This is a genomic window from Stutzerimonas stutzeri, from assembly GCF_024448935.1.
GTDB lineage: Bacteria > Pseudomonadota > Gammaproteobacteria > Pseudomonadales > Pseudomonadaceae > Stutzerimonas > Stutzerimonas stutzeri_AO.
Map to the genome: position 1 here is coordinate 42661 of NZ_JAMOIE010000003.1, position 19081 is coordinate 61741.

The 19081-nt window shown below is 61.7% G+C and carries 16 protein-coding genes; 10 read left to right on the forward strand and 6 right to left on the reverse strand.

The features are described from left to right. Positions 1-7: 7 nt before the first annotated feature. Positions 8-394, reverse strand: coding sequence for a nitrite reductase small subunit NirD (nirD, locus tag NA637_RS01415; protein ID WP_256070645.1), 387 nt, complete (start codon positions 392-394; stop codon positions 8-10). Further along, a complete protein-coding gene (nirB, locus tag NA637_RS01420; RefSeq protein ID WP_256070647.1) occupies positions 394-2952 on the reverse strand; it encodes a nitrite reductase large subunit NirB in 2559 nt (852 codons plus the stop codon). The genes nirD and nirB overlap by 1 nt, the downstream gene beginning before the upstream one ends. A gap of 560 nt (positions 2953-3512) precedes the next feature. On the opposite strand from nirB, the gene NA637_RS01425 reads away from it, so the two are divergent. After that, entirely contained in the window at positions 3513-4337 is an 825-nt protein-coding gene (locus NA637_RS01425) for an aldo/keto reductase (protein WP_256070708.1), read from the forward strand. 270 nt (positions 4338-4607) lie between these two features. On the opposite strand, the gene NA637_RS01430 is transcribed toward NA637_RS01425, so the two are convergent. Further along, complete coding sequence (locus tag NA637_RS01430; RefSeq protein ID WP_256070648.1) at positions 4608-5642, reverse strand: NADP-dependent oxidoreductase; 1035 nt, start codon at positions 5640-5642, stop codon at positions 4608-4610. A 374-nt stretch (positions 5643-6016) separates the two neighbouring features. On the opposite strand from NA637_RS01430, the gene rfbD reads away from it, so the two are divergent. From rfbD to NA637_RS01445, 3 genes are all read left to right on the forward strand, one after another. Next, a complete protein-coding gene (gene rfbD, locus NA637_RS01435; protein ID WP_256070649.1) occupies positions 6017-8080 on the forward strand; it encodes a dTDP-4-dehydrorhamnose reductase in 2064 nt (687 codons plus the stop codon). Positions 8081-8200: 120 nt separating this feature from the next. Then, positions 8201-9364, forward strand: a complete 1164-nt coding sequence (locus NA637_RS01440) for an NAD(P)-dependent oxidoreductase (protein ID WP_256070709.1) — start codon at positions 8201-8203, stop codon at positions 9362-9364. Beyond that, the gene (locus NA637_RS01445; protein ID WP_256070650.1) at positions 9361-9555 is read left to right on the forward strand and encodes a hypothetical protein; all 195 of its coding nucleotides are present in this window, start codon (positions 9361-9363) and stop codon (positions 9553-9555) included. Before NA637_RS01440 ends, NA637_RS01445 begins: the two co-directional genes overlap by 4 nt. 13 nt (positions 9556-9568) lie before the next feature. Here the strand turns inward: NA637_RS01445 and NA637_RS01450 are convergent, their stop codons facing one another. The 3 genes from NA637_RS01450 to NA637_RS01460 form a co-directional block, all read right to left on the reverse strand. Then, entirely contained in the window at positions 9569-9784 is a 216-nt protein-coding gene (locus NA637_RS01450) for a hypothetical protein (RefSeq protein WP_256070651.1), read from the reverse strand. Positions 9785-9993: 209 nt separating this feature from the next. Continuing rightward, positions 9994-10359, reverse strand: a complete 366-nt coding sequence (locus NA637_RS01455) for a YgaP-like transmembrane domain (protein ID WP_256070652.1) — start codon at positions 10357-10359, stop codon at positions 9994-9996. A gap of 282 nt (positions 10360-10641) precedes the next feature. Continuing rightward, on the reverse strand, positions 10642-10770 hold the full coding sequence (locus tag NA637_RS01460; protein ID WP_256070653.1) for a hypothetical protein: 129 nt from the start codon (positions 10768-10770) through the stop codon (positions 10642-10644). A 221-nt stretch (positions 10771-10991) separates the two neighbouring features. Between NA637_RS01460 and hppD the strand changes: the two genes are divergently transcribed. From hppD to NA637_RS01490, 6 genes are all read left to right on the forward strand, one after another. After that, complete coding sequence (gene hppD / locus NA637_RS01465; protein WP_256070654.1) at positions 10992-12071, forward strand: 4-hydroxyphenylpyruvate dioxygenase; 1080 nt, start codon at positions 10992-10994, stop codon at positions 12069-12071. A 341-nt stretch (positions 12072-12412) separates the two neighbouring features. Beyond that, positions 12413-12769, forward strand: a complete 357-nt coding sequence (locus NA637_RS01470) for a hypothetical protein (protein ID WP_256070656.1) — start codon at positions 12413-12415, stop codon at positions 12767-12769. A 93-nt stretch (positions 12770-12862) separates the two neighbouring features. Continuing rightward, positions 12863-14116, forward strand: a complete 1254-nt coding sequence (locus tag NA637_RS01475) for a TolC family protein (protein WP_256070657.1) — start codon at positions 12863-12865, stop codon at positions 14114-14116. Then, positions 14113-15555, forward strand: a complete 1443-nt coding sequence (locus NA637_RS01480) for an efflux RND transporter periplasmic adaptor subunit (protein ID WP_256070659.1) — start codon at positions 14113-14115, stop codon at positions 15553-15555. Before NA637_RS01475 ends, NA637_RS01480 begins: the two co-directional genes overlap by 4 nt. After that, a complete protein-coding gene (locus tag NA637_RS01485; protein ID WP_256070660.1) occupies positions 15552-18716 on the forward strand; it encodes an efflux RND transporter permease subunit in 3165 nt (1054 codons plus the stop codon). The genes NA637_RS01480 and NA637_RS01485 overlap by 4 nt, the downstream gene beginning before the upstream one ends. Then, complete coding sequence (locus NA637_RS01490) at positions 18713-19069, forward strand: copper-binding protein (RefSeq protein ID WP_256070661.1); 357 nt, start codon at positions 18713-18715, stop codon at positions 19067-19069. The genes NA637_RS01485 and NA637_RS01490 overlap by 4 nt, the downstream gene beginning before the upstream one ends. Positions 19070-19081: the final 12 nt, after the last annotated feature.

The window sequence follows — 19081 nt, forward strand, 5'->3', positions numbered from 1 at the left end:
TACAAATTCATGCCCCGCCGGTTGGCGCGATTTCCACCGCGTCGCCCTTGAGGCGCACGGGCCAGACCTGCAATTGCTGTTCCGGGTATTCCAGGCAGCTGCCGTCAGCCAGGCGGAAGTGCTGCTTGTACAGCGGTGAGGCGATCACCAGGTCGCCCTTGAACTGCCCCAGGATGCCGCGGCCGATGACGTTGGCGCCGGATTTAGGGTCCTTGTTGGCGATGGCGAAGACCTGCTCGCCGGTCTCGGTTTCCTGCAGGTGAAACAGTGCGACCTGCTCACCCTCGAACCAGGCGACCACGCCTGAGTTGGCCACCAGATCGCGACGGCTGCACAGCGCCCGCCAGCTGACGGTCTCACTGGGTTGCACGCGTACGGCGTTGGGCTGGCTCATCAGAGCACCTCCTCGGTGACGGGAATCAGGTGAAGTTCGTGTGCATGTGCTGGACGGCGCTGGCCGCGTTCCCTGACGAAGTGAATGTCCGGGTCGCCGCGCTGGTCGTTGACGAAGGTGCGGAAGCGCTTGAGTTTTTCCGGGTCCTTGATGGCGTTGGCCCACTCGCATTGGTAGCGATCGACCACCAGCTGCATCTGCGCTTCCAGCTCGGCGGCGAGGTTCAGGCTGTCGTCGATGATCACTTCCTTGAGGTAGTCGAGGCCGCCTTCGAGGGATTCGCGCCACACCGAGGTGCGTTGCAGCTTGTCCGCGGTGCGGATGTAGAACATCAGGAAGCGGTCGATGGTGCGGATCAGCGTTTCGTCATCGAGGTCGGTGGCGAACAGCTCGGCGTGACGTGGGCGCATGCCGCCGTTGCCGGCGACATAGAGGTTCCAGCCGTTCTCGGTGGCGATCACGCCGATGTCCTTGCTTTGCGCCTCAGCGCATTCGCGGGTACAGCCGGAGACGCCGAACTTGATCTTGTGTGGCGAGCGCAGGCCCTTGTAGCGATCCTCCAGGCGCAGCGCCATGCCGACACTGTCCTGCACGCCGTAGCGGCACCAGGTGCTGCCGACACAGGATTTCACCGTGCGCAGGGATTTGCCGTAAGCATGTCCGGTTTCGAAACCGGCCTCGATCAGCTCGCCCCAGATGTCTGGCAGCTCGTGCAGCTGGGCACCGAACAGGTCGATGCGCTGGCCGCCGGTGATCTTGGTGTAGAGGTCATATTTCTTCGCGACGGCACCCAGGGCGATCAGCTTGTCCGGGGTGATCTCACCGCCGGCGATGCGCGGCACCACCGAATAGGTGCCGTTCTTCTGCATGTTCGCCATGAAGGTGTCGTTGGTGTCCTGCAGCGGGATCAGCCCCGGATCAGTGATCGCCTGGTTCCAGCAGGAGGCGAGGATCGAGCCCACCGCCGGCTTGCAGATGTCGCAACCGGTGTGCCCGCGGCCGTGCTTGGCCAGCAGCTCGTTGAAACTGATGATGCCCTCGACGCGGACGATGCCGTAGAGCTCCTGGCGGGTGTGAGCGAAGTGTTCGCACAGGCTCTTGTCGACTGCCACGCCACGGGCGGTCAGCTCGTGCTCGAACACCTGCTTGAGCAGCGCGCTGCACCCGCCGCAGCCGGTCCCGGCCTTGGTTGCGGCCTTGAGTTCACCGAGGTCGGTGATGCCGGCATCGATCTGGCAGCACACTGCGCCCTTGGTGACGTTGTGGCAGGAGCAAATGGTCGCGGTGTCAGGCAGTGCATCGGCGCCCAGCGTCGGTGTGCCATCGGCCAGCGGCAGGATCAGAGAGGACGGGTCGGCCGGCAGCTTGATGCCGTTCTGCGCGTATTGCAGCAGGGTGTCGTAATAGCTGTTATCGCCGATCAGCACCGCGCCGATGACGCGCTTGCCATCTTCGGACAGCACCAGGCGGCGGTAACTGGCGTTGGCTTCGTCGATGAAGCGATAACTCTTGGCGCCGGGTGTGGCGGCGTGGGCATCGCCGATGGAGCCGACGTCGACGCCGAGCAGCTTGAGCTTGGTCGACATGTCAGCGCCGCTGAAGGGCTGGTGCGGCTCGCCGCAGAGCAGGGCGGCCAGGTTGCGCGCCATGCTGTAGCCGGGCGCGACCAGGCCGAAAACCATGCCGTTCCAGGAGGCGCACTCGCCGATGGCGAAGATTGCCGGGTCGCTGGTGCGGTAGTCGGCATCGATCACGATGCCCCCGCGCGGTGCGATGTTCAGTTCGGCGCTGCGGGCCAGCGCATCCTGCGGGCGGATACCGGCAGAAAATACGATCAGATCGGTTTCCAGATGGTCGCCATCGTTGAAGTTCATCCGGTAGGCGTATTCCTCACCGATGACGATTTCCTGCGTGGCGCGGGACAGATGCACGCCGACGCCCAGCGCTTCGATGCGGGCCTTGAGCGCCTTGCCGCCTTCCTCGTCCAACTGCACCGGCATCAGGCGTGGGGCGAACTCGACCACATGGGCTTCGAGGCCGAGCGATTTGAGTGCATTGGCCGCTTCCAGGCCGAGCAGTCCGCCACCGACCACCACGCCGCGCTTGGCGTTACTGGCGGCGGCGCGGATGGCATCGAGATCATCCAGGGTGCGGTAGACCAGGCGTGAGTTGCCTTCGGCGCCGGGAATCGGCGGTACGAAGGGGTAGGAACCGGTGGCCAGGATCAGCTTGTCGTACGCCTGACGGCCCTCGCGGGTAACCACTTCCTTGCGTTCACGGTCGATTTGCAACACCTGCACGCCAAGGTGCATGTGCACGCCGTGGGCGGCGTAATAGTCGGCATCGCAGATGGCCAGTGAGTCGGCATCACGGCCGCCGAAGTATTCGGACAGGTGTACGCGGTCATAGGCGCGCTGAGGCTCTTCGCCGTACACGTGCAACTGGTAATGGCCCAGTGCGCCGCGCTCGATCAGCTGCTCGACGCAGTGATGCCCCACCATCCCATTGCCAACGACGATCAGCGTTTCGCTCTTGAGCGGGGTAACGATTGCGTTCATGCCTGGTCCTCCGTCGAAGCCGTTTGCGGCGTCGTCGTACAAAAAAACAAAAAAGGCGCCTGGAGCTGGCGGGCAGCTCCAGGCGCCTTTGCCTGGTATCAGGATCTGTGGGGGTGCTGTGCGAGCGACGTTGCCCGATGCATCCGTCCCGTGCCATGCGTGGCTGATGGTCTTCGTTGACCGCGGGAGACGCTGCCGAATCGGACGGCAGGCTTTGCATAGGCCATAGCAGGTTGCGTGCCAGCGACCTTAAAGCAGGGCGTGAGGGCGGAGCTGCACGGGGTTGGTGGGCTGAAGCCCACCCTACGGGACAAGGCTTTTGTAGGGTGGGCTTCAGCCCACAGTCAAAGCTGAACCACAAGGGTGCGATATTCGCCGCCGGCTCCCTTTTTTGGGGCGATTCGCCAAACGTTGCGATCAGGGAGCCGAACCTTGCGTCCTGGGACCGGTCAGTACACGACCTTCCGGTCGCGGCATCGTTATTCTTGCGGCTGGCCTCACCCGCTGACGAATCTGGAGATCACTTGAACAAGGTCGTCGAACAACCTCTTTTGTTGGGCATGATGCGCCTGATGCACTATCCCGAACTGGCGCAGCCGCAGGCGCTGCTGGGCTTCCTCGAACGCTGTGTGGAGCGCGGCCTGAGCGGTTTCGATCACGCCGATATCTATGGTGCTGGTGAGTGCGAGGCGCATTTTGGCGCAGCACTGCGACTGCGCCCGGCGTTGCGCCAGCAGGTCCAGCTGATCGGCAAGGCCGACATCGTGCCCGCCGCGCAGGACGGCTCGCGCTGGCAGGTCAAGCACTACGACACCCGGGCGGACTACCTCACCCAGGCGGTGGAGGGCTCGTTGAGGCGGTTGGGCGTGGAGCGCCTCGACGGCTTTCTGCTGCACCGCCCCGATCCCTTGCTGCGGGTCGATGAAGTCGCGCGGGCGCTGGATGATCTGGTCGGCAGCGGCAAGATCGGCTGGCTCGGGGTTTCCAATGCGGAGTTGCTGCACTGCCAGACGCTGGCGCGGGAGCTGCCGCTGCGTTGCAACCAGATCGAGCTATCACTGCAGGCGCAGGACGCCGCGTGGGATGGTCGGTTGCACGCCATGGAGAGCGAAGGACTGCATGTGCTGGCGTGGTCGCCGATGGGCGGTGGACGTTTCGGCCCTGAATTGCAGCGTGCGCTCGATGAAGTTGGCACGGCGTTGAATGCCACAGCCAATCAGGTCGCCCTGGCCTGGCTGCGCAAGCTGCCCGGCAAGCCGGTCCCGATCCTCGGTAGCCTGCGCTGGGAGCGAATCGAGGAAGCGCTGCTGGGCGTCGAGCTGCAGCTTGATACCCAGACCTGGTTCTATCTCGCCCAGGCGGCGCGAGGGCAGGAGGTCGCCTGACACGCTTTTCGGCCTAGCCGTACGGTGCTTTTTGCCGAATGGTACCGGCGTAATCGCGAGCACGCTCGCTCCGAAATACATACGGTTTCGCTGATGCAGCTGTCGGCGCGAGGGGAACGCCGAGTCCCTGCTCGCGAAAATGAGGCGGCGGCTGTCCACGGATAGTTGGGCGCCGCCGACCCCTGTTTCGGCCGTTGAGCGGGGCGGGCGACGTTCCGCTTCAATCCACCAAACGAGCCGTGCTGACCCGTGCCGAACGGCTAGAGCGGTTCAGGCCTCGCCAACCTGAACGACCAACTTGCCAAAATTCTTGCCTTCGAACAGGCCGATAAAGGCCTCGGGCGTATTTTCCAGACCCTCGACGATCTGCTCGCGATACTTGATCTTGCCCTCGGCGTACCACGCGCTCATGTCACGGGCGAATTCGTCGTAGCGGTGCCCGTAGTCGTTGAAGATGATGAAGCCCTGCATGCGCATGCGCTTCTTGAGAATGGTATCGAGCAGCAATGGCAAACGGTCCGGGCCGTCTGGCAGGTCGGTGCTGTTGTACTGCGCGACGACGCCACAGACCGGCACCCGTGCGCTGGTATTGAGGAGTGGCAGCACGGCATCGAATACCTTGCCGCCGACGTTCTCGAAATACACATCGATCCCGTCTGGGCAGTTGTCCGCCAATTGCTGCGCAAAATCTTCGGCGCGATGATCGATACAGGCGTCGAACCCAAGCGTTTCGACGGCATGCCGGCATTTATCAGCACCACCGGCGACGCCGACAACCCGGCAGCCTTTCAGCTTACCGATCTGCCCGACAGTCGCGCCAACGGGGCCGGTGGCTGCGGCCACCACCAGCGTTTCGCCGGCCTTGGGCTGGCCGATATCGAGCAAACCCATGTAGGCGGTGAAACCGGGCATGCCCAGCACACCGAGGGCATGGGAAGGGTGCTGCATATCCTGGCTAAGCTTGAGCAGGCCGGTTCCATCGGAAACAGCATAATCCTGCCAACCGTTGCCACTGAGCACCCAGTCGCCTTCCTTGTAGTCGGCATGACGGGACTCTACGACCCGGCAAACCGTACCGCCCACCATCACATCGCCCACTTCCAAGGGTGGCGCATAGGACGGCCCGGCACTCATGCGGCCGCGCATGTAGGGGTCCAGCGAGAGATAAACGGTACGCAGCAACAACTGTCCGTCGTTGGGGCTCGGCACCGGACCGGTTTCCAACCGAAAGTTATCTGCGGTGGGTGCACCGTGCGGGCGCGAGGCGAGATGGATGCTGCGGTTGTGTTGCGATTGTTGTGTCATTGCGGTCTCCCATGGCTCGATCAGGACAGATCAAGGTGAGAGCACGGAGAGCGCCGAGCGTTCCGTCACATGGCGGCCTCACTGCCCAAAGCACTTGCACCGCGACGTTAAACGCCGAGCCGGCCTTCATGGATATTCCAGGTGATAGGAAATCGTGCACCAGCGGCCATTCGGCTTTTTCACCAGGCTCGGCGTCGGTGCGACCTGGTCCGCCACATTTGGTTGCAATTCACTGAACCCCGTTGATCTTCCTCGGTCTGAGCTGAGCGTCATGGCTCACGCCTATGACGCACCGCAGCGCATCCTGCCGCCAGGTAAGTCAGGTCGACCGTCGGGTTGGAATTCACCACCTTCTTCAGATGCCGAGCGCGCCAATGGATCAGATATACGCTGTCGTACTGTCTTATAAACGCAAGGATTTGCTTAAACGTTGTCTGGAAGGGATCAGTGCCCAGAGCCGCCCCTGTGACGCCATCATCGTGGTCGACAATGCCAGCAACGATGGGACCGAGGAGGTGTTGCTCGACTCGGAAGTCGCCAATCTCAAGGTGTACGTGCTGTCCCGAAATACCGGCGCCTCGGGTGGTTTCAGTGCCGGGTTTCGTATGGGCTATCAGCAGGGCGCTGACTTTGTCTGGATGATGGACGACGATGTCATCCCGGAACCGGATGCCCTGGAAAAACTGCTCGAAGCGGATCAGCGGCTCGCCGAGAACAACCAGCCACGCTCATTCTTGCTGTCGAGGGCCTTTACCGAGACGGGTTTGCTCACCAACGTGCCGCGAATCGATGAGCGCACCAACGCCATCGACTACGAAAACTGGCCCGCGTTGCTGCACCTCGGTATAGTGCCGGTGCGACCGGCCACCTACGTATCGATCCTGGTACCACGAGAAACATTGACCCGGTACGGCGTGCCGTTGGCCCCGATGTTCATGTGGGGAGACGACACCGAGTTCACGTTGCGTATCAGCCAGGACACGCCGGGTTACCTCGTGGTTGCTAGCAAGGTCCTGCACCTGCGGCGTGTCAGCGGAGTCATCGACATTCTGCGCGAGCCTGACCCCAGTCGGATCGCGCTGCATCGGCACCTGGTACGCAACGAACTTTTCGTGGCGCGCCGGTATTTCCGCAAGCGACGGGTGTTAGGCCTGTTCACATCACGGCTGGGCCTGGTTGCTGCGATGCTGATGCGAGGTCAGTTTGCCAAGGCACGCATCATCCTCACCGGTCTGATGGAGAGCTTCAGCTTCGCACCGGTACCGGAGGCCGCCGACGCGCCAGTTGAGGCGCTGGGTGTGAGCGTGCGTGAGCTAGTCCCAAAGCGGTCAGGCGAGACAGCTGAGCAGCCCACCCAACAGCAGCCGGATACCGCCCCGGTAACGGTTACCCGCACCGATGCGTTGGCCGATACGCCTATCCGTACGGGGCACACCAACAGGCGGGTTCTCGTCTGTGGCGCCGAAGGGCAGGTCGGCTATTGCCTGACCAATCAGGCTGCCAGCTTCGGGTTGGATGCCATCGGCTTGTCTCGCCAGGCATTGGACATTACCCGCGCGGAGCACATTCGCGAGGCCCTCGAGCTTCATAAGCCTGCCCTTATCATCAATGCTGCGGCGTACACCAACCTGGATCACGCCGAAGCGGAAGTGGCGCAGGCTCAGGCGGTCAACCGCGACGGCGCTGCCAACCTGGCTGCAGCCGCCCGACAGTTCGGTATTCCCTTGTTCCACCTGTCGAGCGAATACGTATTTGCCGGTGACGCTGACGAACCCTACCGTGAAACCGACCAGGCGATGCCCAACAGCGTGTACGGCTCCACTCGTCTCGCGGGCGAGCAGGTCATCAGCCAGACGCTTGACCGCTACCTCATTCTGCGGACCGGCTGGATCTACGGTGAGCGCGGAAACAACTTCGTCAAAACGATGCTCAACCTGGGCAACAAGACGGAAGAAATCTCCGTCGTCAGCGATCAGATCGGTTGTCCGACCCGAGCCCGCAGCGTTGCACGCGTACTGATCGAACTGGCCCTGCGCTATTGCCGTGACGGCGATCTGCAGTGGGGGCTGTATCACTACAGCGGCGCGTCACCATGCAGCTGGGCCGAGTTTGCCACCCAGGTGTTTGAGGAAGCCGAATCGGCAGGGTTGATCGATACAGCCCCCCGTGTGCTGCCGGTGCCTAGCTCGAGCCTGCCTCGGGCTGCGTTGCGGCCAGCCTGGTCCGTGCTCGATTGTTCGCTCATCGAGGAGACATTCGGTATCCGTCCCAAGCATTGGCGAGATGAATTGCGGCATGTGATTCGGCGAATCAGCGACATGCCGGTCGTGCCGTTCGGGCCTTCGCCCAGCCGCGTCCCGTTCAAGGCGTATCCGTTTTGTGTCCAAGAGCCGCCCGCGCAGCTGTCGGCGTCCGGCCGGTCCGCTACAGGCGAATAAACCACTCGGCCAAATCAAAAACTTTTTCTGAATATTACGGTCCGAGGCTCAGGACCTTCCCGCAGGGATTTCACCATGACAGATGCAACGATCAAGAGAGTAGGTGTTTCGGGTACAGGGATGATCTCGCACTGTTTCGTTCGTCTGATCATGCAGCACTATCAGGATCTGAGAATCAGCCGGGTCTTGACCCGTAGAAGCATCGCAACGCTGAGCAGCTTCCCGCTGGCCGACACGCTGACCAATTCCATTGACGATCTCATTGCCAACTCGGATGTGATCGTCGAGTGCACAGGTGATGTCTTTTTCGGTACCGAAGTGATCGAGCGCGCCTTCGAAGCCGGGGTGCCGGTGGTCACCATCAATGCCGAACTTCAGGTCACCACTGGATCCTACCTTTCCGGCAAGGGGTTCCTGACCGAAGCCGAAGGGGATCAGCCCGGATCGCTCGCCGCACTGCGCGAAGAAGCCGTGCAGATGGGCTTTCGGCCGCTGGTCTACGGCAACATGAAGGGCTATCTGAACCACAACCCCAGCAGAGAAGACATGGCTTACTGGTCCAAGCGCCAGGGCATCAGCATCGAGCAGACCACATCCTTCACCGATGGCACCAAGGTGCAGATCGAGCAGGTCGTGGTAGGCAACGGGTTTGGCGCGACTATCACCAGGCGCGGTCTGGAAGGACTGGCGTCGACCGATCTCAACGTCAGCGGCAACGTTCTCGGGCTGATCGCAGACGGCGTCGGACAGCCAATCGTCGACTACGTGTTGCCCAACGGTTATTCGGCAGGCGGCGTGTTTCTGGTGTGCCGACACGATGAAATGCAGGCGCGGGCAATCGAATACTTCAAGCTCGGGCCTGGTCCATATTACGTGCTGACACGACCCTTTCACCTCTGCTCGCTCGAAGTCGGCAAGACCGTACGGCGGGTACTTGCCGGTGGCGGCGTGCTGCTGAACAATTCTGTTTCGCCCACCTTGGGTGTCGCAGCGATCGCCAAACGTGAAATGCAGGCTGGAGAGATGATCGGCCGTGGCATAGGTGGGTTCGACGTTCGCGGTGAAGCGGTCAAACTTGCCGACCAGCTCGATCACGTACCCATCGGGCTGCTGCGCAACACGATTCTCAAGAGGGCTGTCGAGCCAGGGCAGCTGATCACGTTCGACGACATCGAGGTTCAGCCCAGCCGCGTGCTGGATATCGTCTTTCAGCAACAACAAAAAATGCTGCAGCGGATCGAAACAGACGCGCAGCCGACGCTGTTGCGCCAGGCTCTGCAATGAAAGCCCAGGACGAGGTGGAGGTCTGGGCCGACGGATACGGTTTCGTGGAATTTCAGCGGACCGGGATCGGCCTCGTCCCATATCACCAGGAATCTCATACTGTGCAAGAGACGCTGCCAATCGCAGCGCCCATGCTTTCGACCGAAGAAGGTTCAGCGGGTGACGGCACTGCCTTCACCCTGCTGGCATGATCGACTTGCCGGTTCACGCGAGCTGAGACTGGTCCCCGGTCATGCTGCCTTCAGCGGCCATATCAAGAGTGTTCCAGAGGCTGCAAGCAAGGCGCACCACGGCGCCACCGAAGCCGCTGGCTTCTGTTTGAGCATCCAACTCGTTGTCAAAAACCGCCAGCACGCTACCGTAGGAATAAACGACGCCCCAGCGATCCGGATTTCCGTTATCTGCCTTGATGATATCCACGAACGCCTCCCGAAATGTCACGGGGTGTGACAAAAATACGGCGCATAGATACCACGTCGTCATAAAGTCGACAATTGCCGTTCGGCGGGACTCCATTCACTCTCGCCTAAAGGGCCGGCCGTGCTGTTTTCTATGCGTTACAGCCCCATCGCCCAGGTGCATCGGAACAGCACAACTGATCGGGGGCGTTCGGCCGTCGCGGCATTCCCCTAGGTACCACGGCGCTCCCCCGGGTGCGTTTCATGTCCCATTGGCGTGGCGTCAGGCAGGTTCACGTCTGGCTCGGCGAAGTCGGGGCTGTGTACTTCAGAGTCCAATGGCATGTGACTGTAGCGCTGTTTGTCGGCGCGCACGTGGCGTGGCTGCGGCTCGGTAGCGGTCAGGATGCGCTTGGCCTCGCACCGCCCGCTGATGCCTCGAGCTAGCGCCATGCCACCCATGGCCAACTGCAACAGGCCGCTCAGCCCGCCGCGACGCAAACCTCTGCCCAGCAAAACCAGCCCGCCGGCAACGGAGGCGCTGCGTTCCCAGCCATGCACGTTTTGCGGGGCGCTCTTGTCGAAAAGTCGGTTCATGGTCGTTCCTTTTGTTCAGCCGTTGAATAAGCCCGCTCAAGGGCGTAGCGGGCAGGACAGGTGATGCTCGTTGAACAAACGCAGGGGTCTGGCCACAGCAGATGCTGTTTGGCTCGTTTTGTTCAGCCCTATATTCGGCAGCGTCGCAGCGGTATTCGTTCGAGGCGGGAGATAAGCGGCACACGACATGCTTGACAGGTGGACATGCGTCCCGCAGATTGCGCTAAACGTAACTGGATTACGCAAAAGAATAACAGAGCGCCGCGCAGACGCGGCGCGCCTTCAGTGCAGCCAGGCAGCGAATATGGCTTCATCCGCTTTTTTCCAGTCCATCGCGTCCGCTCGACTTCGGAACGTCCAGGTGGCCGCCAGGTCGTTGAGCTTGACCGGTCCGGTGAAACCGTTGCGCACTGGCGCGGCCAGTCTGTGCCGCAGGCTGAAGCGCAGCCTGGAAGGCAGGTCAATGGCCGGGCCTGAACGTGCCGATGAGTTGCTGAAATGAAGATCCTGGGCTTTCGATTGACCCTGGGCGACCATCTGGGCCGCAGCGTCCGTGGGATTTCCTGTGCGCCGCCGAGTTGACCTGCATAACGTCAATTTCGCTAACGTACCGTTATTCCAAGGAGCCAATCATGGCCGACCTGTTTGAAAATCCCATGGGCCTTATGGGCTTCGAGTTCATCGAATTTGCCTCGCCCACCGCGAACGTCATCGAGCCGGTACTGGAAAGCATGGGCTTTACCCATGTCGCCAACCACCGATCCAAAGATGTGGCGCTGTACCGCCAGGGTGAGATCAACGCCATCGTCAATCGCGAGGCGAAAGGCCTGCCAGCTTATTTCGCGGCTGAGCATGGGCCTTCAGTCTGTGGCATGGCGTTCCGTGTAAAGGACGCGCAGAGGGCCTATACCCGCGCGCTGGAGCTGGGTGCTCAGGCTGTCGAGCTGCCTACCGGTCCGATGGAGCTGCGCCTGCCGGCAATCAAGGGTATCGGCGGAGCGCCGTTGTATCTGATCGACCGTTTCGGTGAGGGCAACTCGATTTATGACATCGATTTCGTCTTCCTGGAGGGCGTCGAGCGCCATCCGGTCGGCGCTGGCCTGAAGCTCATCGACCATCTGACCCACAACGTGTACCGCGGCCGCATGGCTTATTGGGCGGACTTCTACGAGAAGCTGTTCAACTTCCGTGAGATCCGTTACTTCGACATCAAGGGTGAGTACACCGGCCTGACCTCCAAGGCCATGACCGCGCCGGACGGCATGATCCGCATCCCGCTCAACGAAGAGTCGTCGAAGGGCGCCGGACAGATCGAGGAATTCCTCATGCAGTTCAACGGCGAGGGTATCCAGCACGTCGCCTTCCTCACCGACAACCTGATCGAGACCTGGGACAAGCTGAAGGCCAGCGGCACCGTCTTCATGACCGCGCCGCCGGAAACCTACTACGAAATGCTCGAGGGGCGACTGCCCAACCATGGCGAGCCGGTAGAAGAACTGAAATCCCGGGGCATTCTGCTGGACGGTGCGGTTGAAGATGGCGAGCAGCGCCTGCTGTTGCAGATCTTCTCCGGCACGCTGCTGGGCCCGGTGTTCTTTGAGTTCATCCAGCGCAAGGGTGACAGTGGCTTCGGCGAAGGCAACTTCAAAGCGCTGTTCGAATCCATCGAGCGCGATCAGATTCAGCGTGGCGTGTTAAGCACCGCTGAGTAACGCCACCGAGACGGCAAGCGACTGCGGTTGCCGTTCCAATCGATCCAGTTGTTTCACCGCGCTTTCAAGCGCACCAGTGCGGCGGCACAAGGCCGCTGCCGGTGCGGCTTCGCCATGTGGGCTCGATTAGCGAAACGATCAGGCCAGATGAGCCTGTCCGCGGTCCGGCCGAAGCGAGCGAAGACGCCAAGGCCGCCACCTGATCGCCGAACGGGGCTGTGATGAATAGCCGTCGCGGTCAATGCCTGCGTCTACAAGAACAGGGCGCAAGTGACAACGCAGCTTGCGGCGCGACCAATTGTCTTATTGATTGCTTCTGTGTTGCCGCTTAGGCTTGGCCCATGACCGTCAACATGCGTTCCTTCCTTATCCTGCTGCTGGTACTTACGCTCCCGATCAATGGGATGGCGCAACTGCTCATGCCGGCAACGTCGTCGGTGCATCACCCGATGGCTGATATGGAAGGCATGAGCGGCATCAACGGCATGGACGACGCTGATCAAGATTGTCGTGAAGGACAGGATCAAGGCCCAACGACCGTCTGCAAGAGCGGGCAGGAGTGCAAAACCTCCAGCCTCGTTCAGATTGCGGCGGCGAAGGCGGACGTGATTCCTGCAGCCAATCCCGTGACTACGCTCTATAACGACCAGATCCCTTCCCGTCTTCTGGATGCCGTCTGGCGCCCACCCCGCGTCTGATTCCGATCGAATTCTAGAACCGCCCGAATGTGAGCATTCGGGTCGGTTACCGCGCGCCCTTTGGCCCGCATGGAAGATCAGGAATCCTTTTAAATGAAACCCCTTATTCGCTGGGTGCCCCATCACGTGGCCGCCTTGATCATGGGCGCGCTCTCGTTTCCCGGGCTCGTGTCAGCGCTGACGTTGGAACAGGCCTTGAGCCTGGCCGAGCAGCAGGCACCTTCGTTGGCCGCGCAAACTGCCAACCTCCACGCTGCTCGTAGTGCTGCGATTCCGGCAGGCGAGCTCCCCGATCCGAAGCTCAGGCTTGGGCTGCAAAGCGTGCCCATCGAAGGCGACACACGCTGGCGGCTCGATGAAGAGGCCATGACCATGCAAATGGTCGGCGTCATGCAAGAGGTACCGAATCGGGCGAAACGGCGCGCCCGGATCGAGGCTGCGCAGGCAGGTGTCGCGCTTGCAGGCGTGCAACAGTCCATGGAACGTCTCAGCCTTCGTCAAGCGACCGCCGAGGCCTGGATCGCCAGCTTTGCGGTCGAGCAGAAGCTGAGTCTTTTCAAACAGTTCTACGGCGAGAACAAGCTGTTTTTCCAGGCTGTTCAGGCGCGCATTGCCGGCGGGCGCGGCCAGACCGCCGACAGCGTGCTTCCCAGGCAGGAGGCCGCCTTGCTGGCAGACCAGGAAGATGAGCTGGTGCGCAACCAGGCGGTTGCACGGGCCGAATTACGCCGCTGGATAGGCGAGCCGGCTGACCAGCCGCTGACAGGCGTCTGGCCGCAGTGGCCTGCCGACGCTGTTCACTATCAGCACAACCTCGACCGCCACCCGGCACTGCTGGCATTCGGTCCGATGACGCGCGAGGCCGAGGCAAACGTCAGCCAGGCCATCGCCGAAAAAACACCGGACTGGAGTTGGGGGGTCGATTACCTGCGTCGGGGCCGGGAGTACGGCGACATGGTGAACCTCAGCGTCAGCTTCGACCTGCCGTTGTTCACCGGCTCGCGGCAGGACCCGAAAATCGCAGCCGAGCGGGCACGGCTCGCGCAGATCGAGGCTCAGCGCCAGGCGACGTTACGTATGCATGACCAGGAGCTGACCGCCAACCTGGCCGAATATCAGCGCTTGTCTCGGGTCCTGACGCGCCTCGAACAAACCCTGCTGCCGCTCGCAGAACAGAAGCTCGACCTGGCCATGGCCGACTACCGCGCCGGGAAAGGCGAATTGATCGCTGTGATCGATGCGCGCCGTCAGCTCGTCGAAACCCGTCTGCGTCGCATCGACACGTCTCGTGATCTTTCGCTGAGCAACGCCCGCCTGCATTTCGCCTTTGGAGATACCCAACCATGAGCTTTCACCCACAACAGCTGGCGCTCGTACTCAGCGTGATGATCGCTGCGACCGCAGCGGCCATGCCCACCGCAGCCTTGGCACAAGCAACTGAAGACGAGGGCAGGACAGTGCTCTATTGGTACGACCCGATGGTCCCGCAGCAGAAATTCGACAAACCGGGCAAGTCACCCTTCATGGACATGGAACTCGTCCCGCGTTATGCCGATGAAGGCAGCGACGGGGCATCGATGCAGATCGACCCGAGCGTGACTCAGAATCTCGGCATCCGTCTGGCGACGGCTGTGCGTGAGTCGATCAGTCAGTCGCTTGAAGCCACCGGAGCATTGATGTTTGACGAGCGCGACGTGGCGCTGGTGCAGGCGCGCGCTGGAGGCTTCGTCGAGCGCGTTTACGATCGTGCGCCCGAGGACGTGATCGATGAGGGGGCGCCGCTGGCCGATCTGCTCATACCGGAATGGGCCGCGGCACAGGAAGAGTACCTGGCGCTCCGGGACGTCGGTGAACCCCAGCTGTTGGCCGCGGCGCGGCAGCGGTTACGTCTCGCCGGCATGCCGGCAGACGTCATAGCGCAACTGCAACGGAGCGGCAAGCCACGCACGGTCTGGACCGTCACCAGCCCGATCGGTGGGGTGTTGAACAGTCTCGATGTTCGCGAGGGCATGACAGTACCTGCCGGCGCATCGCTTGCACGCATCAATGGACTGAGCAAGGTTTGGCTGGAGGTGGCGGTGCCTGAGGCCCAGGTCGGTCATCTGGCACAAGGGCAGAAGGTAACCGCGCGCTTGCCGGCCTTTGCCGGCGAATCCCTGGACGGGACGATTCAGGCCGTGCTGCCGCAGGCCAACCTGGATAGCCGTACGGTGCGTGTCCGGGTCGAGCTACCTAACCCACAACAGCGACTGCGCCCCGGCATGACGGCGCAAGTGACCTTGAATCGCGACGTCGAGCAGGCTTTGGTCATTCCTTCCGAAGCGGTCATTCGGACCGGCCGCCGGGCATTGGTCATGCTGGCAGAGGATGAAGGCCGTTACCGTCCCGTCGAGGTGCGTATCGGTCGGGAATTCGATGACAGGACCGAGATACTTGAAGGGCTCGAAGCCGGCCAGAAGGTCGTCGCGTCCGGGCAGTTCCTGCTCGATTCCGAGGCGAGTCTGCGCGGACTGACCGCGCACAGCCTGGAACAGCCTAAGTCCTCCTTCGAGTCTGCTTTGCACGAGGCGGAAGGCACGATTGTGGGGCTGGAAGACGGCATGGTTGGGATGTCGCATGGGCCGTTCAAGACCTTGAACATGCCTGGGATGACCATGGCCTTTCCGGTTGCCGATCCATCGCTTGCCTCAGGCTTGCAGTCGGGCGACCGTGTCCGCGTTGGCGTGCGTGAAACTGACGAGGGCCTGATCATCGAGCGCATCGTGAAGCTCGGGGGCCAGCCATGATCGCAGCCATGATTCGCTGGTCGGTCGGCAACCGATTTTTGGTTCTGCTGGCCACTGTTTTCGCGGTGGCCTGGGGCGTCTGGTCGGTCAAGAACACAGCGGTCGATGCCTTGCCTGACCTTTCCGATGTCCAGGTCATCATCCGCACCCCATACCCGGGCCAGGCGCCTCAGATCGTCGAAAACCAGGTCACCTATCCACTGACCACAACGATGTTGTCGGTGCCAGGCGCGAAGACGGTGCGCGGCTACTCGTTCTTTGGCGACAGCTACGTGTACGTCCTGTTCGAGGACGGCACGGATCTCTACTGGGCCCGCTCGCGGGTACTGGAATACCTGAGTCAGGTGCAAAGCCGGCTGCCTGCCGCGGCCAAGCCCGCCCTGGGCCCAGATGCCACGGGTGTCGGCTGGATCTACCAATATGCGCTGGTGGATCGCACGGGCAGGCATGACCTCTCGCAGCTGCGCTCGCTGCAGGACTGGTTCCTGCGCTATGAGCTCAAGACACTGCCCAACGTGGCGGAAGTCGCATCCATCGGCGGGATGGTCAAGCAGTACCAGGTGGTACTCGACCCGGTACGCATGGCCAGCCGGGGCGTGACACAGCAGCAGGTCGCAACGGCCATCGACGAGGCGAACCGTGAAACCGGCGGGAGTGTCCTGGAGCTGGCAGAAACCGAGTTCATGGTTCGTGCGACCGGCTATTTGCAAACGCTGAGCGATTTTCGAGCCATTCCGCTGCGTCTCGATGGTGGCGTGCCGGTGACACTCGGAGACGTTGCGCACGTTCAGCTCGGCCCGGAAATGCGCCGCGGCATTGCCGAGCTTGATGGCGAGGGGGAAGTGGCCGGTGGCGTGGTCATTCTGCGCAGCGGCAAAAACGCTCGGGAAACCATCGCCGCAGTCCAGACCAAGCTCGACGAACTCAAAGCGAGCTTGCCTCAGGGTGTTGAAATCGTCACGACCTACGACCGCAGCAAACTGATCGACAGCGCTGTTGAAAACCTCACCCACAAGCTCATCGAGGAATTCATCGTCGTTGCACTGGTTTGCGCATTGTTCCTATGGCATTTGCGCTCGTCTTTGGTGGCAATCGTTTCGTTGCCGATCGGCATCCTGATCGCCTTCGTGATCATGCAGCGGCAGGGTATCAACGCCAACATCATGTCCCTGGGCGGCATCGCCATTGCCATCGGAGCGATGGTCGACGCAGCTATCGTCATGATCGAAAACGCTCACAAGCACATCGAGGCGTGGCACAAGCGTTACCCAGACTCCACCCTTAAAGGCCAGGAGCACTGGAAGGTGATCACCGAGGCGGCCGTCGAGGTCGGACCGGCCCTGTTCTTCAGCCTGCTGATCATCACCCTGTCGTTCATTCCAGTGTTCACCCTTGAGGCGCAGGAAGGCCGGCTGTTCGGTCCGCTGGCGTTCACCAAAACCTACGCAATGGCGGCCGCCGCCGGGTTGTCCGTCACGCTGATTCCGGTCCTCATGGGCTACTGGATACGGGGCAAAATCCCGGATGAACACCGCAACCCACTCAACCGGGGCCTCATCCGGATCTACAAGCCTGCCTTGGACGCGGTGCTGCGTTGGCCCAAGACAACCTTGCTGGTGGCGGTTCTGGTGTTTCTGACGGGCTTGTGGCCTGCCAGTCGACTCGGTGGTGAGTTCTTGCCACCGCTGGACGAAGGTGACCTGCTCTATATGCCCACTGCACTACCGGGCCTCTCGGCGCAGAAGGCGTCCGGGCTGTTACAGCAGACCGACCGGCTGATCAAAACGGTTCCAGAGGTTGCCCGCGTGTTTGGCAAGGCCGGCCGAGCCGATACCGCGACGGATCCGGCACCGCTGACGATGTTCGAGACCACCATCCAGTTCAAGCCAAAGGATCAATGGCGCCCAGGAATGACACCCGAAAAACTGGTGGAGGAGCTGGACCGCACGGTGCAAGTGCCTGGATTGGCCAACCTCTGGATCCCACCCATTCGCAACCGCATCGACATGCTGGCGACCGGTATCAAAAGCCCGATCGGGGTGAAGGTGTATGGCACCGAGTTGGCGCAGATCGACAACGCCACCCTGGCCATCGAGAAAATCGCCAAGACCGTGCCCGGTGTCAGCTCGGCGTTGGCCGAGCGACTGACAGGCGGGCGCTATATCGATGTGGACATCGACCGTGTCGCGGCGGCACGTTACGGCTTGAACATAGCGGATGTGCAATCGATCGTGGCCGGTGCCATCGGAGGCCAGACCATCGGTGAGACCGTCGAAGGGCTTGCGCGGTATCCGATCAACCTCCGTTACGGTCGAGAATGGCGCGACTCGCTGACGGATCTGCGCGACCTGCCTATCTACACGCCGCAGGGCAGCCAGATCACCCTGGGCACGGTCGCCGAGATCAAGGTGACCGACGGCCCACCGATGCTCAAAAGCGAAAACGCCAGGCTGTCGGGTTGGGTCTACGTCGACGTTCGTGGCCGGGACATGGCCGCTGTGGTGAGCGATCTGAGGCAAAGGGTCAGCGAAGGTGTTCAGCTCGAGTCCGGCATGAGCATCAGCTACTCCGGTCAATTCGAGTTCATGGAGCGCGCCAACGCCAAGTTGAAACTGGTGGTGCCGGCCACCTTGCTGATCATCTTTGTTCTGCTCTACCTCACGTTTTCCCGCTTCGGCGAGGCGCTCTTGATCATGGCCACGCTGCCATTTGCCCTGACCGGAGGTGTCTGGTTTCTGTATCTACTGGGCTACAACCTCTCCGTCGCGACCGGTATTGGGTTCATCGCGCTCGCCGGGGTTTCCGCTGAGTTCGGCGTCATCATGTTGCTGTACCTGACGAATGCCTGGCGAGACCGCCTCAACGCCGGTGCGCGAGATGAAGCCGACCTGCTCGGCGCGATTCGCGAGGGCGCCGTACAGCGCGTGCGCCCCAAGGCCATGACAGTGGCAGTCATCATCGCCGGTCTGTTGCCCATCCTTTTGGGGGGCGGAACCGGCAGCGAAATCATGAGCCGCATCGCCGCGCCCATGGTCGGCGGGATGATTACCGCGCCCTTGCTTTCCCTGTTCGTGCTGCCGGCGGCGTACTTGCTGATGCGCCGCCGACAATTGCCGACCATCCCGCACCAATCCATCAACTCCGCTGGAGCACATCCATGAACATCAAGCACATCTGTCTTGCGACATTCTTCCTGATACCTGCTGCCCATGCCGCCAACAAGCACCCCATGGACGGCATGTCGATGGATCACAAAGGCACGAACATGCAAACGGACCAGCAGGCGGCCGGACAGGCCGCTACGGCCACCGGCGTGGTCAAGAAGGTGAACCTGGAAAAGGGCTCGGTCATCATCGCTCACGGCCCGATCGAAGCACTCGGCTGGCCATCCATGACGATGGGCTTCAAGGCAACGCCGGATCAACTCCGGACCTTGCAACAGGGGGACCAGGTGGAGTTCGACTTTGTTTCGAAAGGGATGAACGCCATCGTCACCCGAATCGACAAACGCTAACAGGCGGGGTCA